17 protein-coding genes are annotated in these 15,898 nt (G+C 54.0%); 6 read left to right on the top strand and 11 right to left on the bottom strand.

Going from position 1 to position 15,898, the window contains the following annotated elements; all coding sequences use genetic code 11:
- The first annotated feature begins 75 nt into the window (after positions 1-75).
- Positions 76-672 carry a CBS domain-containing protein gene (locus FCS97_RS02645; RefSeq protein WP_138516318.1) on the top strand — a complete coding sequence of 199 codons (597 nt, stop codon included), beginning with the start codon at positions 76-78 and terminating at the stop codon, positions 670-672.
- On the opposite strand, the gene FCS97_RS02650 is transcribed toward FCS97_RS02645, so the two are convergent.
- Positions 669-1,553, bottom strand: coding sequence for a LysR family transcriptional regulator (locus tag FCS97_RS02650; protein WP_138516320.1), 885 nt, complete (start codon positions 1,551-1,553; stop codon positions 669-671). The two genes, FCS97_RS02645 and FCS97_RS02650, sit on opposite strands and share 4 nt — an antisense overlap.
- Before the next feature lie 135 nt (positions 1,554-1,688).
- On the opposite strand from FCS97_RS02650, the gene FCS97_RS02655 reads away from it, so the two are divergent.
- Entirely contained in the window at positions 1,689-2,687 is a 999-nt protein-coding gene (locus FCS97_RS02655; RefSeq protein WP_425460740.1) for a TerC family protein, read from the top strand.
- A gap of 67 nt (positions 2,688-2,754) precedes the next feature.
- Here FCS97_RS02655 and FCS97_RS02660 read toward each other — a convergent pair whose 3' ends face one another.
- Genes FCS97_RS02660 through FCS97_RS02670 form a run of 3 tightly spaced genes read right to left on the bottom strand, consistent with a single transcriptional unit; the run spans position 2,755 to position 4,506 of the window.
- Positions 2,755-3,348, bottom strand: a complete 594-nt coding sequence (locus tag FCS97_RS02660) for a YceI family protein (protein WP_138516323.1) — start codon at positions 3,346-3,348, stop codon at positions 2,755-2,757.
- A gap of 15 nt (positions 3,349-3,363) precedes the next feature.
- Positions 3,364-3,921: a YceI family protein gene (locus FCS97_RS02665; RefSeq protein ID WP_138516325.1), complete on the bottom strand. Its 558-nt coding sequence runs from the start codon at positions 3,919-3,921 to the stop codon at positions 3,364-3,366.
- 36 nt (positions 3,922-3,957) lie between these two features.
- The gene (locus tag FCS97_RS02670) at positions 3,958-4,506 is read right to left on the bottom strand and encodes a cytochrome b (protein ID WP_246065765.1); all 549 of its coding nucleotides are present in this window, start codon (positions 4,504-4,506) and stop codon (positions 3,958-3,960) included.
- A gap of 199 nt (positions 4,507-4,705) precedes the next feature.
- On the opposite strand from FCS97_RS02670, the gene FCS97_RS02675 reads away from it, so the two are divergent.
- Entirely contained in the window at positions 4,706-5,260 is a 555-nt protein-coding gene (locus FCS97_RS02675) for a c-type cytochrome (RefSeq protein ID WP_138516329.1), read from the top strand.
- A gap of 74 nt (positions 5,261-5,334) precedes the next feature.
- On the opposite strand, the gene FCS97_RS02680 is transcribed toward FCS97_RS02675, so the two are convergent.
- Positions 5,335-6,003 (bottom strand): TetR/AcrR family transcriptional regulator, encoded by a 669-nt coding sequence (locus tag FCS97_RS02680; protein ID WP_138516331.1) that lies wholly within the window; start codon positions 6,001-6,003, stop codon positions 5,335-5,337.
- A gap of 112 nt (positions 6,004-6,115) precedes the next feature.
- Here FCS97_RS02680 and FCS97_RS02685 point away from each other — a divergent pair, with 112 nt between their 5' ends.
- From FCS97_RS02685 to FCS97_RS02695, 3 genes are all read left to right on the top strand, one after another.
- Positions 6,116-7,012, top strand: a complete 897-nt coding sequence (locus tag FCS97_RS02685; protein ID WP_138516333.1) for an SDR family NAD(P)-dependent oxidoreductase — start codon at positions 6,116-6,118, stop codon at positions 7,010-7,012.
- A gap of 73 nt (positions 7,013-7,085) precedes the next feature.
- Complete coding sequence (locus FCS97_RS02690) at positions 7,086-7,748, top strand: NAD(P)H-binding protein (RefSeq protein ID WP_246065766.1); 663 nt, start codon at positions 7,086-7,088, stop codon at positions 7,746-7,748.
- 36 nt (positions 7,749-7,784) lie between these two features.
- Positions 7,785-8,150 (top strand): response regulator, encoded by a 366-nt coding sequence (locus FCS97_RS02695; protein ID WP_138516334.1) that lies wholly within the window; start codon positions 7,785-7,787, stop codon positions 8,148-8,150.
- Here FCS97_RS02695 and FCS97_RS02700 read toward each other — a convergent pair.
- The 6 genes from FCS97_RS02700 to FCS97_RS02725 form a co-directional block, all read right to left on the bottom strand.
- Positions 8,147-10,147 (bottom strand): UvrD-helicase domain-containing protein, encoded by a 2,001-nt coding sequence (locus tag FCS97_RS02700; protein ID WP_138516336.1) that lies wholly within the window; start codon positions 10,145-10,147, stop codon positions 8,147-8,149. The genes FCS97_RS02695 and FCS97_RS02700 overlap by 4 nt on opposite strands.
- Before the next feature lie 45 nt (positions 10,148-10,192).
- Positions 10,193-12,295: a primosomal protein N' gene (locus tag FCS97_RS02705; RefSeq protein WP_246065775.1), complete on the bottom strand. Its 2,103-nt coding sequence runs from the start codon at positions 12,293-12,295 to the stop codon at positions 10,193-10,195.
- A gap of 272 nt (positions 12,296-12,567) precedes the next feature.
- Positions 12,568-13,662, bottom strand: coding sequence for a uroporphyrinogen decarboxylase (gene hemE / locus FCS97_RS02710; protein WP_138516338.1), 1,095 nt, complete (start codon positions 13,660-13,662; stop codon positions 12,568-12,570).
- Positions 13,663-13,687: 25 nt separating this feature from the next.
- Complete coding sequence (locus FCS97_RS02715; RefSeq protein WP_171035140.1) at positions 13,688-14,116, bottom strand: CoA-binding protein; 429 nt, start codon at positions 14,114-14,116, stop codon at positions 13,688-13,690.
- 31 nt (positions 14,117-14,147) lie between these two features.
- Positions 14,148-14,957 (bottom strand): hydroxypyruvate isomerase family protein, encoded by an 810-nt coding sequence (locus FCS97_RS02720; protein WP_138516343.1) that lies wholly within the window; start codon positions 14,955-14,957, stop codon positions 14,148-14,150.
- Positions 14,954-15,778: a metallophosphoesterase gene (locus tag FCS97_RS02725; protein ID WP_246065777.1), complete on the bottom strand. Its 825-nt coding sequence runs from the start codon at positions 15,776-15,778 to the stop codon at positions 14,954-14,956. Before FCS97_RS02725 ends, FCS97_RS02720 begins: the two co-directional genes overlap by 4 nt.
- Positions 15,779-15,898 lie beyond the last annotated feature (120 nt).

Here is a 15,898-nt window from a genome sequence, read left to right on the forward strand (position 1 = left end):
CGTCCTGCAAATTCACCCGTCGGCCCCAAGAAGCCAGCGGATGCAACACCACTGTGTGTCAAAAAGGGTTTCAACATGATCAGACAACACTACCAAGCACTCGAACACATCAGCGCTGGCGCCACTGACACCATTACAGTCAGCGACCCCAGCCGCCCTTTGAAGCTGACAGCCGATTCGCCAGCCTTCGACGCCATGACAGACCTTCGGCGTGTCCACCCCGTCAGCATTTCCGGCTCGGAGACACTGGAACAGGCCCGCACCACCATGATTGTCTGTGGCGTCAAACTGCTGTTCGTTCGCAACAGCCACGGCCATTTGCAAGGTTTGCTCACCGCCAATGACCTGGCTGGGGAGCGTGCAATCAAGGAAGCATCGTCAAGCAACCGCAACGTGCCCGAACTCACCGTGCATGACGTCATGGTCAAACTGCCCGATCTTGAGTTCCTGGAATTTGGCGCAGTGTCGCGTGCCGAGGTGGGGCACATCATCGCCACGCTGCGTGAACACAATCGCCAACACGCACTGGTGGTCGACAACCGCACCGGTCAAATGCGCGTGGTGGGCTTGTTCTCCTCCACACAAATTGCGCGCCAAATGGGAATTCCCGTGATGGACCCCGTCAAGGCCAGCACTTTTGCCGAAATCGAGGCCGCAGTGGCAGCAGCTTAAGCATCCAGCCTGTTCAACAACTCGACCACCAAAGGGTGGTCGATTCCTCTCACGTTCCACACGCCATGAATTTCCTCATGCAGGTCGTCGCATTGCCCCAACAATCGCAGACCGCTTAGGGTACCCGTGTCGTAAACACCCAGGCGGCTTACCGGAAACACGCCAAAGCCCCTGGCGGCAAACACCGACATCAAAGCACTGTCTTCGAACTCTCCCACCACGTGCGGCACAATGCCCCGCTGCTCAAACCAGTGGTTCAAATCCACCCGCAAACGGGAATGCCCGGTGGGCAACAGCACCGGCAATTTGGCCAGGCATTGCGGGAAATGGCTCACATTGTGTTTGCTGGCCCACTTCGACGCGCCGTACCAGTCCACGGTGGCAGTGTTCAGCACCCTGCTTTGCATACGCAGGTTGGGGTTGGCTGGCGGGGGCTGCCCGGCAAACACAAAATCAAGGTGGTGTAGCGCCAATTCAGCCAGCAATTGTTCGGGCTCCCCTTCGTGGCAAGTCAGGTGCAAATCCTCGGTATTCAACACCGGTTTCAACAAGGAATGCACAGCCAGTTTCGAAATGCCATCGCACAGGCCCACCCTGAATCGCCGCACTGGTTTACTGGCCACAGCCCGCACCATGTCAGGCAGGCTTTGGCCAATCTGGAAAATTTCCTCGGCCTTGGCGAAAGCCATCTGCCCTGCCTCGGTCAGTGCCACGCCACGCCCTTCCGGTTTTAACAACTGATGGCCCAAATCCTTCTCCAGCTCGCGCACCTGGGCGCTGATGGTTTGAATCGCCATGTCCATGCGCTCGGCCGCGCGTGCAAAACCACCCTCTTTGGCCACCATCCAGAAATAGTGCAAGTGTCGATAGTTCAGGGCCATACAGCATCTCCAACAATGACTTCGTAAAAACCGCAGCAACAGTTCATTAAATACCGGTTTTTCCGAAACAACAACTGTTACATCATGGCGCCGTGTTTAATTCAACCTTCATGGAGTATCAAAGTGGAAGCATTAATGGAATTCATGCATGCCGATTTTTTAGGCACGGCCACATGGATTTGGCTGTTGTTCATCGGCATCGTCGTCGCACTGCTCGCCTTCGACCTCGGCGTGCTGCACAAAGACGAAAAAGAAATTGAGGTCAAGGAAAGCCTCTTGCTGTCCGCAGGCTACATCACCGCTGCGTGTTTGTTCGGTGCCTGGGTTTGGTACTACCTTGGCGCTGAAAGCGGCATGAACTACTTCACCGGTTTCGCCATTGAGAAATCACTGTCGATGGACAACGTGTTTGTCATCGCCATGATCTTCTCCTTCTTCGCAATTCCCCGAAAGTATCAGCACCGCGTGCTGTTCTGGGGCATCTTGGGCGTGATCGTGCTGCGCGCCATCATGATTGGCCTGGGTGCAGCCTTGGTGAAAGAATTCAGCTGGGTGCTCTACCTGTTCGGTGCATTCCTGATCATTACCGGTATCAAGATGTGGTTCATGGCCGACAGCGAACCCGACATTGAAAACAATCCGATCCTGAAGTTTTTGCGCAAACACATGCGCGTCACCGAAGGCCTGCGTGGCAACGCCTTTGTGGTGAACGAACCCGACCCAAAAACCGGCAAGGTGGTGCGTTTTGCAACCCCCCTGTTGCTGGCCCTGGTGTTGATCGAGTTCGTAGACCTGATCTTTGCGGTTGATTCCGTGCCCGCGATTTTCGCGATCACCACCGACCCCTTCATTGTCTACACCAGCAACATTTTCGCCATTCTGGGTTTGCGTGCACTGTACTTTGCCCTGGCCGCGATGATCCATCGCTTCCATTACCTGAAGTACGCTTTGGCCATGGTGTTGGTGTTCATCGGCAGCAAGATTTTCCTGGTGAACTTCATCGGCAAATTCCCGCCTGCCTTCTCACTCAGCGTGACCCTGGGCTTGATTGCCGGTGGTGTGGTGTTCTCGCTGTGGAAAACACGCGGTGACAACAAAGCCGAGAAACTGGAACACGCTGCAGACCACAAATAAAAACTGCGGCAAATAAAAAGGCCGGTGATGCAAAATCACCGGCCTTTCTCATTTCGAACGCCTGAAATTACTTGGGCTGCTTCACGGCTTCAATGGTGATCAACACTTTCACCTCCGGGAAAAACCCGCGATCCACGGCATAACCCAAGTCAAAATCCGTGCGCTTGAATTCGGCCACTGCATCAGCGCCGCACACTTCGGCTTTTTTCATCGGGTGCATGATGCACTTGAAGGTGTTGATCTTCAAAGGCACCGGCTTGGTAATGCCTTTCAAGGTGAGGTCACCCAGCACCTCAACAGGTTTGTCGCCCTCAAAGCGCATTTTGCTGGCTTTGTAGGTAATCGTGGGGTGCGCTTCCACGTCAAACATCTCCACGTCTTTGGCATGCTCATTCATCTTGCCATGGCCAAAATCAAGGCTGGCCGCATCAATTTCAATGTCCACGGTGCCGGTTTTGTTGGCACGGTCCAGGGTCACCATGCCCTTGGTTTTCTCGAACTGACCACGCCACAATGAAAGCCCGCCCATGTGGTCCGCTTCAAATGAAGGGAAGGTATGGCTTGGGTCAATCACATACGTGTCCACTGCGGCATTTGCTGCGCCCAACAGTCCCAGCGCAAACGCACCACCCAACACTGTTTTTGATACTTGTTTGAACATCCCTAAAACTCCTTTTTATTTGGCTGGCAACACCAGCTTGAAATCAATCAATACTTCATCGGCCACCAAGGTGGTGTCCCCCCATTCGCCATCCGCACCCACTTTGTAGTCCAGGCGCTTGATCTCTGTTTTGCCTGTGAAGGTGTGCTTGCCGCCCGAGGTTTGAATTTTTACCGGAAACTTCAAAGGCTTTTTGATGCCCCGAATGGTTAGATCGCCAGTGGCCTGCAAATTGTTGCCACTGCCGGTAACGCCCGTAATGACAAAGGTCGCCTTGGGGTGGTTTTTTGAATCAAACCAGTCTTTGCCGGCAACTTCTTTGTTGTACTCCGGATCGCCCAAATCATAGCTGGCAGTGTCCACACTCAAGGTTGCTTGGGTACTCGCGGGCTTGGACGGGTCGAACTGCACGTCGCCCGCAAATTTCTTGAAATTGCCGCCAACCGGCACATTGAACTGCTTGAACGTTGCCTTGACCTCGCTTTGTGCCACATCAATCGGGGCAGCCCACGCGGCCTGGTTTAAGGCCGACAACGCCAGGCCAGCAAGCACTGCGCTAAATCGTTGAATCATGTTGTTTCCTGCAGGTACTGAATCGGCTTGTGCGGTTTAATCCGCGCGCATTCCAGGGATCATGCGACCCAAAACACCATCCCGATCCAGAATGTGATGTTTCAGGGCCATCAACACATGGCCCGCCACCAACAAGACCAAACCTTTGCCTGAAAGTTCATGCAAGGTTTTAAACAGCGCCTTGAGTTCCGCGTTTTTCTCAATCAAAACCGGCAACTCAATTACACCCAACCACACCACCGGGTAGCCCGAGGCCAGGCTGTACAGGTAGCCAAAAACCGGCACGCCCAACATGAACACATACAGCGCAAAATGCCCCAACTTGGCCAGCAGCACTGTGTTGCGCCCCCAATGTGCAGGGTACTTGGGGGTTTTCGACAACATTCGAACCACCATGCGCAACAGCACCAAGGCAAACAAGGTCACGCCCAACCACTTGTGCCAGTTAAATAGTTTCAGCTTGAATGGCGTAATGCCCGGGATGTCCACCATGTACAAACCCATGCCAAATGCCGTCAAAATGCCCACCGCCATTAACCAGTGGACCACCACCATGGGCAAACCATACCGATGGTTCTCGCTCAATGCACTCTTCAAAATCTCATCCCTCTGTAGTACAGGCTTGCATTTTCAGCAATAAATAGTTGGGTTTAAAGCCTTTTTCAAGATACAATTTACAGTTGTTTTGAAGCTGCGTACATGCCGTGGGGCGAAACCTTGGCCAGCCCGTATTGTGCAGCCCGAATAATTACGTTTCAACCAGCGCTTTCAATCAGGACGTCGTATGAGCGATTCAAACGAACACGAACTTCTAATCAAGACACCCAAGCAACTCATCTATGCAGTGGTTGCCGCGTTTGTCATCCCGATTTTTGTCATTATTTTGCTGGCTTATTATGTCAGCAGTAGCGAAAAACCTGCTGCTGGCAGCAACGCATTTTCCGAAGAATCCATCGCTGCACGTCTGGCACCTGTGGGCACCGTCGACTTTGTAGACGCAAACGCGCCCAAGGTTCTGAAAACCGGCCAAGAGGTGTATGCCGCAGCTTGTGCAGCATGTCACACCGCTGGCGCAGCCGGCGCACCCAAAACCGGTGATCAGGGTCAATGGTCTGCCCGACTGAGCAAAGGCTTCGACACCCTCTGGCAAAACGCGGTGAACGGTATCGGCGCCATGCCAGCCAAGGGTGGCAATTCTGACCTGGACGACATTGAAGTGGCCCGTGCCGTGGCCTACATGGGCAAAGAAGTAGGCGCTGATTTCAAAGCGCCTGAACCTGAGGCGCCAGCTGCGGAAGCACCGGCTGCCGACGCGCCTGCTGCTGAGGCCGCGAAGTAATTTCGGGCGAATCTCACCAGCAATAAAAAAACCCGCTCGATGGCGGGTTTTTTTTCGCGTACAGCCTTGAACAATTAGTCGGTCAACATCAAACCAATGCCTTTGAAAATCAGCATGGCATTTTCAACCACATCTTCCACGGGCTTCTTGCAACCGTCCATGCTCCAGCGGGCCGCCATGTAAAGCACCGAACCCACCAAGCCAGAAGCCAGCAATGTGGAATCAAGCCCCTTCACGGCGCCATCCTTGCGCTGCTCAATCAAGGGTTTCGCCAATGTTTCCAGCATTTCAACAAAGCTGTACAGGGTCTTCAGTGAAAGCTCTTCCAAATGGCGATTCACGGTCAACACCTCGACCAGCAAAATTCGGGCGGCCTGGGGGCTTTCCTTGAACTGCGTAAAAAACACTGTCAACCCGGTGCGGGTTGCCAACTCAAGGTTGTCCGCTTCCATGTTCAACAGCACGTTCTGAAGCCGCTCCCGAAGCGTGTCGGTGATGTGCAGGTAACAGGCTGTAAACAGGGCCTCGGCATTGCTGAAACTTTCGTAAAAGTAACGCTCAGTCAAACCCGCTTCCTGGCACAAACCCTTCACGGTGGCCGAGTGGTAGCCCGTGGAGCCAAATACCTTGATGCCGGCTTCAATCAATTTCAGCCGGCGTTCGGCCTTGCGGGTTTCATTGGACACCCCACGGTAACGGCGCCCTGCGGCTTTGGCAATTTGGTCCGGTGCTTTCGCATTCATAATTCGAAGAGATACTCAAAAAATAGGCATTGACAGTATGCAGCCCCAACATTAAATTGACAACCACGATTGTCAAATTACAGCTACAACACAGCACATTGGAGACCGACACATGAAATCATTCAACGGCAAAGTGGCCGCAATCACCGGCGCAGCTTCTGGCATGGGCCGCACGCTGGCACTTCAACTGGCCAAGGACGGCTGCCATGTGTCCATCTCTGATGTCGACACCAAAGGCCTGGCAGAAACTGTCAAACTGGTGAAGGCTGCCAACCCCAATATCAAAGTAAGCAGCCAGCAACTGGACGTGTCCAACCGCGAAGCCATGTACGCCTGGGCCGACCAAACCGCGAAAGATCACGGCAAGGTTAACCTGATTTTCAACAACGCGGGCGTGGCCTACGCAACCCCGGTTGAACACATCGACTACGACAAGTTCGAGTGGATCATGGGCATCAACTTCTGGGGCGTGGTGTATGGTACCAAAGCATTTTTGCCGCACCTGAAGGCATCTGGCGAAGGCCACATTATCAACACCAGCAGCTTGTTTGGCCTGTGTGCACAACCCACACAAAGCACTTACAACTCCACCAAATTCGCCGTGCGCGGCTTCACGGAAAGCCTGCGTCAGGAACTGGACATGATGAACTGCGGCGTATCGGCCACCAGCGTTCACCCAGGCGGCATTAAAACAGCCATTGCCCGCAAAAGCGTGGCATCGCCTGAAATTGAAGAATTCACAGGTGCTGATTCCGAACAAGGCAAAGAATTCTTCGAAAAATTCTTCATCACCAGCGCTGAAAAAGCTGCAGACATCATTCTGAAGGCAGTGAAAGGCAACAAGCGCCGCGTGCTGGTTGGTCCCGACGCCGTGGCCATGGACGCCATGGTGCGCACATTGCCTGAAACTTACCAGGCCATTATCGTGGGTCAAATGAAGAAAATGCGCGACAAGCAAATTGCCCGCAAGAAGCGCAAAGCCGCAGAAAAAGAAACCCAAAGCGCATAAACAACGCCTTTGGACTTTGACGGTGAAACGCGGTTAGTCTAAAGACTGCCGCGTTTTTTATTGGGGACCTGATTTGAGTTCAACGAATATTCAGAAAACTGTGCTGCTGCTGGGCGCCACTGGCGTGGTGGGTCACAGCGTGTTAGCGCAGGCACTTGCCCATCCCAATGTGGGCAAGGTGGTTGCACTAACCCGCAAACCGATTACGCCGCACCCCAAGTTGCTCAACCAGGTGATCGACTTCAACGCCATTCCTGAAGAAGCCCCCTGGTGGCAAGCCGATGCAGTCATTTGCACCTTGGGCACCACCATCAAAGTGGCCAAAACTGCCGAGCAATTCCGTTTCGTGGACTATACGCTGGTGGCTCAATTTGCAGCGCTGGCCGCCCAGCATGCCGTGCCCTGTTTCGTGTTGAATTCGGCCATGATGGCCAATCCCAAAGCCAAAGGCCTTTACCTGCGCACCAAGGGCGAAGCTGAACAAGCGGTGAAGAATGCGGGCATTCCGAGCGTGGTCATTGCACGCCCTGGGCTGCTTGATGGTCAGCGTGAAGAGTTTCGCCTTGGCGAAGAAATTGGCTTGGTGGCCAGCCGCTTGTTCAACCCGCTTTTGCCCAAGCGCTTGCGCAGTGTGAAAGTCGACATGCTTGCACGCACAATGCTGATAGAAGCGCTAAACGCCGAACCGGGCGCAAAAGTACTGGAGTCCGAGGTTTTTCAATCTGGCACGGTATGATGGTAAAAATAAATCACCATCAAGCCAAATCACACCATGCCCAATATTCTTCTAATTGACGATGCCAATACCATTCGAAAAGTCTGCGCACATATTTTGGCCCAAGCGGGTCATGTTGTGCGCACTGCGGCATCGGCTCAGGAAGGCATACGAGAGATCGTAGAAAACGGCGCACCCGACCTGATCATCACTGACATCGACATGCCCGGCATGGACGGTCTTGAGTTGTGCAACCGAATTCGAAAAACCGGAGCCATGGTACCCATTGTGGTGATTACGTCGTATTCCGACAAAGAAATGATTAAACAGGCCAAAGCCCTCAACCTTGCGGGGTGGTTGCTGAAACCCGTTACCCCCGAGGCGCTGATCCAGAAAGCAAATTCTGCGCTGGGTGCAAACTAGGCACCGACCTTTGTCAGCAACCCTTTCAACGCACTCAAGCGGTGTTTCGGGGTCATCTTGGGTGTGTCATCGGGCAGGTCTTTGTCGGTTTCCAGTTGCAGTTCCTTGATAAACCGCGACGGAAAACAACTCACCAATTCACGCGCCTTCTTGCGTTTTCTGCACCAGGTAATGTTCAGGCTACGCTGCGCACGGGTTACGCCCACGTACATCAGGCGGCGTTCTTCTTCCAGCCTGTCGTCCGTCAATTCACGCCCTTCACCATCACCAAAACTGGGCAAAATACTTTCTTCGCAACCAATCAAAAACACATGCGGAAACTCCAGCCCCTTGGCCGCATGCAGGGTACTTAGCTGCACGGCATCGGGGCGCGTGCCATCGTCTTGCCGGTCCAGCATGGTCATCAAGGCCACTTTCTGGGTCAGGTCCAGCAAGGTTGATCCTTCTTCTTCGCCCTTGTCGCCCATCCATTTCACAAAGTCGAGCACGTTTTGCCACTTGGCTTGCGCACCGCGCTCGTCTTGCTGTTCGTAAAGCCACTCTTCGTACTTGATGGTGCTCAACAACTCGTTAAGCAAATCGCGCGCAGGCTCGCGCTGTGCACGGTATTCCAGCTTGTTGATGAAAGTGCCGAAGGTGCGCAGCGCATCCACCATGCCAGCATTCAAATGGCTTTCCGCACCGGTTTCGAACAGCGCTTCAAACAATGAAACCCCGCGTGTGCCTGCATAGGTGCCCAAGGCCTCCAGCGTTTTCTGGCCGATGCCGCGCTTGGGTGTGGTCACCGCGCGAATAAATGCGGGGTCATCATCCTGATTCACCAGCAAACGCAAATAAGCGATCACGTCTTTAATTTCAGCGCGCTCAAAAAAACTTTGCCCACCACTCAAAATGTACGGAATCTTCTGGCGTCGCAAAGCCTGTTCCAGAATACGTGCCTGAAAATTACTTCGGTACAGAATGGCATAGTCGCCATACTTAGCACGGCGCTCGAAGCGGTGCCCACTCAGCATCATGGCCACCTGTTCGGCCTCGTGTTCATCATCGGCCATTGGGCTGATCACAATCGGTTCGCCTGGGCCATGGTCGCTCCACAGCGTTTTCGGAAACAGCTTGGGGTTGTTCTCAATCAGCCTGTTGGCGGCTTGCAGAATGCGCAAGGTAGACCGGTAATTTTGTTCAAGCTTGATCACTTTCAACTGCGGGTAGTCTTCTGTCAGTTGCCGCAGGTTTTCAATCGTTGCGCCCCGCCAAGCGTAAATGGCCTGGTCGTCATCACCCACCGCTGTGAACATGGCGCGTGGCCCGGCAATCAAACGCAGCAAATCATACTGGCAGGCATTGGTGTCTTGCACCTCATCCACCAGCAAGTAGCGCAAACGGTTTTGCCAACGGTTGCGCACTTCATCGTTGCTGGCGAGCAGGCGCGTGGGCTTCAAAATCAAATCATCAAAATCCACAGCTTGATAAGCCGCCAGCGTGGCCTCATAACTTTTGTACAAGCGGGCAATTTGCCCTTCGTCTTCCGTGGTGGCTTGGGCCAGCGCCGCATCGGGATCGACAAGGCCGTTTTTCCACAGGGAAATCACGCTTTGCGCTTTTCGAATCAATTGCTTGTCGGTGGTGCCATACAACTGTTGCACCAGGCCATAAGTATCGGTGGCATCCAGAATTGAAAATCGCGCTTTCAGCCCGGCGTGCTTGTGTTCCTCCCGCAAAATTCGAATGCCCAGGCTGTGGAAGGTGCACACCAACAGGCCCTTGCCCTCGCTGCCGTGCAACAACTTGGCAGCGCGTTCTTCCATTTCCTTGGCCGCTTTGTTGGTAAACGTAACCGCTGCAATGTTCTTGGCGTTCACACCCTTGTTTTGGATCAGGTGCGCAATTTTCTGGGTGATTACGCGCGTTTTACCCGAACCCGCACCCGCCAACACCAGGCAGGGACCATCCACATAACTCACGGCTTCGCTTTGGGCTTTGTTCAGGCCAACAGACATACAGGGGGGAACTCCAAGGGAAGGCATTACTGTACCAGAGGCAACTTACAGATCGACCGGGTCCACTTCCAAAAACCAGCGCACACTGCCGGGTAGCTCGTGCAATTGCGCCAACCATTGGGTCAAAAATCGATGCAAGGCAGGCCGGGATTCGCTTTCAATCAGCATTTGCGCGCGTTCAATGCCACCCACCCGAACCACGGTCAAGGGCACAGGGTCGCACATGAAAACCGGATTGTCAGCATCTACCAAGGGTTCACCCAGCTCCCTCGCTGTGCTCAAAAACTGCAAGCAATTGGCCAGCTTTTTGTGGTCAGCCCGAATGGTGGCCTGGTGAGAAAACGGCGGCATGCGTGCGTCTTTGCGGGCCTGCATTTCATGGCTGGCAAAGCTTTCGTAATCATGTGCCTTCAAGGCATCAAACAAGGGGTGCTGGGGGTAACGGGTTTGCACCACCATGCGTGCGTCGCCTGCCCTGCGCCCCGCCCGGCCTGCCACCTGCATCAATTGAGCAAAAAGGCGTTCAGGCGCCCGGTAAGCGTGCGAATACAGCGAGGCATCCACATTCAAGGCCAACACCAAAGTCACATTGGCAAAGTCGTGGCCCTTGGCAATCATTTGGGTGCCCACCAGCACATCGGCCTCCCCGCTGTGCGCCTGTTGCAACAAGGCTTCCATTTGCCCCTTGTTGCGCGTGCTGTCGGCATCAATTCGCAGAATGTTCGCAGTCGGCAAAAGGCCGGCAAGGGTTTCTTCAATGCGCTGCGTGCCACGGCCAAAACCAGTCAAATCCTGATTGCCGCAGGTGGGGCAGTGCGTGGGCACACGCTGGCCTGCGCCACAATGGTGGCATCGCAGCATGCGCTCATTCTTGTGCCACACCATGTGCGCCGTGCAATGGTCGCAGTTGGCCACCCAGCCACAGGCATTGCACACCATTTGGGGCGCATAGCCACGGCGATTCAAGAACACGATGCTTTGCTTGCCTGCTTCAAAATTTTGTACCAGCGCCTGCATGGCAGGTTCGCTTAAACCGTCCTTGGCTGGAAAGTTGGCAGTGTTGATCAACTCCACCTTCGGCAAGCTGGCACCCAGCACTGCCCTGTTCTTCAAACTCAGGCGTTTATAGGCACCCGTGTCGGCCTTCAACCAGCTTTCCAGTGCAGGGGTGGCCGAACCTAACACAATCGGCACCTCGCGCTGTTTGGCCAACATCAGGGCCAAATCGCGGGCATGGTATCTCATGCCGTCTTGCTGTTTGTATGAAGGGTCATGTTCCTCATCCACCACAATCATCCCAAGCCGTGGCAGTGGGGTCAGCACGCCCAAACGAGTCGCAATAATCACATCGGCTGCGCCTGTGGCAGCCTCAAACCAGGCTTTGGTTCGGGTCAACTCGGCCAGGTTGCTGTGCATCACCACAACCCGGTGTGGCGCCAAGCGTTCTTTGTACAAGGCTTGCGCTGCCGGGGTCAGGTTGATTTCAGGCAACAGCACCAACACCTGTTCGCCGCGCTTCAAACGCTCTTCGACGGTGTGCAAATACACCTCGGTCTTGCCGCTGCCTGTAACCCCATACAGCAGGAAGGGCTGAAAGCCTTGCGCGCTCGACAACTGCGCCACCGCGTCCAATTGCTCGGCGTTCAACACGGGTTTTTCAAGTTTGGGGGGTTTGGTTTTGTTTGCCTTGGCATTGGCTTCCGGCTCATTGCGCTCGACCAGTAACTTCTGCGCATGCTCTCGTGATTTCGCCACCATCACCGGTTCTTCACCACGGGCATTCAATACGCGCAAGGCTTTGGGCAGCGCCTCCAGGGCAATCATGCCCAATGGGTGGTGATAGTACTTGGCAGCAAATTCAATCAAGGCTTGCCATTCAACGCTCAAATATTGACCCGCATCAAGCACCGTGTGCACAGGTTTGATGTTCTCGGCCATTTGCTGATCCGGGGCAACGCCCCGAACCAGGCCAATTCGGTGCTGGCGTCCCCACGGCACAATCACTCGCATCCCGAATCGGGGCGTTTGTTCACTGTGCCATTGATACGTGAAAGATTTGGGAAGCGGTGCAGCAACCAACACATTCACCAGCAAAGTGTGTCCCTTGATCGGGTTAGATGAAGTGTTTCGGTTTGGGTCTGTCTTCACAGCTTACTTTAAGTTCATGGACTAGCTAGCTTGAATTAAACGGAATACAAAATAATTAACAGTCAATGTGGATAACTTTGTGGACATCCGTGGAAATAATCCACGGGTGTGCTACAGGATGTGATAATTCATGTAAAGTACAAATTTTGTAAAATGCATTTTTATCTTTTTAAAACAATTACTTAACTAACAGCACTGCTTTTCCATTCGTCGTGCAATGCAAAAAAATGTTTCTTCCGCCTTGCGCCAAAAATGTGCATAAGTCCAAGTTTTTACTGCCTTTGTTTGCGGCTATAGGCATGTACCGCGTTCACCATCACCTCAACACTGTCCGGGTTGGTGAACTGGGAAATACCATGCCCCAAGTTAAAGACATGGCCTGCACCGGCCTGTGGCACACCAAAACTTTCCAGCGCCTTGGCCACTTCAGCTTCGATTTGAGCTGGCTCGGCAAACAACACATTGGGATCCAGATTGCCCTGAATGGCGCAATGGTCGCCAATGCGTGCGCGGGCCTGGCCCAGGTTCACAGTCCAGTCCACACCCACAGCGCTGGCACCGCTGGATGCAATGTCTTCCAGCCACAGGCCACCACCCTTGGTGAATACGATGGATGGAATGTCTTCAGTAAAGCTGCCGCGGTTGGCCTGTAGTGGCAAACTGGCAACGATTCTCTTGATGTAGTTCAAACTGAATTTCTGAAATGCACCATCGGCCAGGGCACCGCCCCAACTGTCGAAAATCATCACGGCCTGTGCGCCAGCCTCAATTTGAGCGCGCAGGTATTGGCTCACTGCCTCGGTGGTCACTTCCAGTATGCGGTGCATCAGGTCCGGGCGCTTGTACAACATGGTTTTTACCTTGCGGAAATCGCTGCTGCCGCCACCTTCCACCATGTAACAGGCCAAGGTCCAGGGGCTGCCCGAAAAACCGATCAGCGGCACACGTCCACCCAAGGCACCTCGAATGGTACTGACCGCGTCGGTGACGTATCGCAGGCTGGTACCAATGTCAGGCACCGCCAGTTTGGCCACATCGGCTTCAGTCACCAAGGGGCGCTCAAATTTGGGGCCCTCGCCCTCTGCAAAATACAAACCCAGGCCCATGGCATCGGGCACGGTCAAAATGTCGGAAAACAGAATGGCCGCATCCAGTTTGTAGCGTTCCAGCGGCTGCAAAGTGACCTCGCAAGCGGCTTCCGGGTTTGTGCACAAACCCATGAAGTTACCGGCTTTCGCGCGTGTTGCGCGGTACTCTGGCAAATAGCGGCCAGCTTGGCGCATCAACCAAACTGGGGTGTACTCGGTGGCTTCGCGGCGCAAGGCGCGCAGGAAGGTGTCATTTTTAACGGGCTGAAAACTGCTCATGTTCGTACATACTTATTTTATGAATTCAAACTAAAAACAGACGCTGATGTTCGGTTTTCAAACAACGGTCCATCACAAAGGGCAAACCCGCTGCGCGGGCCTTGGCTTCCACCAGGTCATTGCGAATGCCCTGCTGCAACCACACGGCGCCGGCGCCCACATTCATGGCCTGGGCCAAAACATCGGGGGTGTGTTCGGCACGGCGAAATACATCCACCAAATCAATCTTCAAACCGGTTTCCGCGATCGCTGTTTTCAAATCTGGGTAACAGGTTTCGCCCATCAAGCCACTGGGGCGGCCCTGCAAAGCCGGGTTGATCGGCAAAATTCGATAGCCCTGCGATTGCAGGTACTTGGCCACAAAAAAACTCGGCTTGTGGGCCTGTGAGGAAAAACCCACCACAGCGATTGTTTTGGTATTGTCGAGCAGTTGCTTCAGTTCAGCGTCTTGCATGCGCACTTGTCCAGCGGTTGCCCGCCCAAACTCAAGTTTCGAAGGACTCCATTGTGCCTGAAAAACCGACGCTCCGGATCCAGCCCAAGCCATCGCGGGTGCCCGCCTTGGGTCGATACTCGCAACCCATGTGGCCGTTGTAGCCCAATGTTTTCAACAAGGCACTCACCTGAGCGTATTCCTCGGCCCCCGGCTCATCTCGACCGGGCACACCCGCAAGCTGCATGTGCTTCACACGACCAGTGGGCAAGTATTGGCTCAGCGCGTTCAACACTTCGCCCTCCGTGCGCAGGCAATGATACAAGTCCATTTGCACGCCCAGGTTGGCGCGGTTCAAGCGAATCAACAGTTCATGCGCATCGGCCTGCTGGTTTAACAAGTAACCCGGCACATCAAACCGGTTAATGGGTTCAATCAACCAGTCAATTGGCTCACCCTGCATGCTGCTGGCCAACCACAGCAGGTTTTCCTCGTAGCAGTCCCAAGCCGCACGCAGGGCTTTTTCATCATTCAAATTCACCACACCTGCCAGCACATGCACTTTGCGCACGCCCAAGGTTGTCGCATAGCGTGCGGCTAGCTCAATAGAACGTTTGAATTCATCGCGCCGTGCCAGTTCAACCGCCAAGCCTCGATCTCCATCGGCCCAACTGCCAGCAGGTGCGTTGATCAACACCCATTGCACCCGCGCCTCAAGAGCCTTGTCGCGCAGTAGTTCAGCCGAATACTCATAGGGAAACATGCACTCGGCATGTCGAAATCCGTCTTCCGCACAGGCCTGGAGTCGATCCAAAAAGTCGAACTCGGTGTAAAGCCAACTCAGGTTGGCAGCCAGTTTCATACCTCAAACACCAGGTTCGGGTTAAAAAACGGATTCTCGAAAGCCTGTGGCGTCACCTGCACCTGCCCGCGTTCCATTTTTCGTGCTTTGCCCTTTTTACGCACATAGCCGCGAGGATTCACCAACACACGGGTTTCGCCGCCGTTGTTGTGTACGGTGTAATCAAAGGAATCGTGCATATGCCCATGCACCCACACATCGGCCTTGCCCATCAAACGGCTCAGGTCAGAGACAAAAGCAGCGTTGATGGGGCTCAAGTTAAACCGGGGATGAATACTTTGCGGGTGCGGCGCATGGTGAGTAATCACCACTGTTTTCCCATCAAACGGTGCGGCCAGTGCAGACTCCAGCCAGTCAATATTCTGGTAATGCAAATCAATGCCCATGCTGGGCGAAAACTGCTTGCCGCGCATGCGAATCAATTTGTAATCGGGCAAGAACGCCTTGGCCACCAACTCGGCACCGAATCGCCAACCCGGTTGAATATTGAAATCGGTCCACAAGGTACAACCCAGAAAACGCACGCCTTGAATAACCACGCTGGTGCGCTGCAAGTAGTTCAATTGCTTCTTGGCGGCCAGCTCGAACAAATGGTCGTCAAGGATATCAATGTCGTGGTTGTAGTACTCGTGGTTGCCAGCCACGTATATGTGCTGTTTCTCGCCCAGTTCAGCCAAAGCTTGCAAGCCCTGAGTGCCCTGATGAATGTCTCCGGCAAGAATCATCAAATCCACATCCTCGGCGGGTTGTGGAACAGCCGCCAAGGCCGGGAATTTGCGCATCGTTTCAAGATGCAGATCAGAATACAGGGCAATTTTCATGCCCTTATTCTAACCCGGTGGGCATTCAAAACGGCTTACACACCCTCGGTAGCCAACGCGCTTCCCATTTGTTCAATACACCGCAAAATGTGATCTTCCAGAATTTTGCAAGTAATGTGG

The sequence above is a fragment of the Limnobacter alexandrii genome, assembly GCF_005871185.1.
In the GTDB taxonomy this organism is placed as follows: domain Bacteria; phylum Pseudomonadota; class Gammaproteobacteria; order Burkholderiales; family Burkholderiaceae_B; genus Limnobacter; species Limnobacter alexandrii.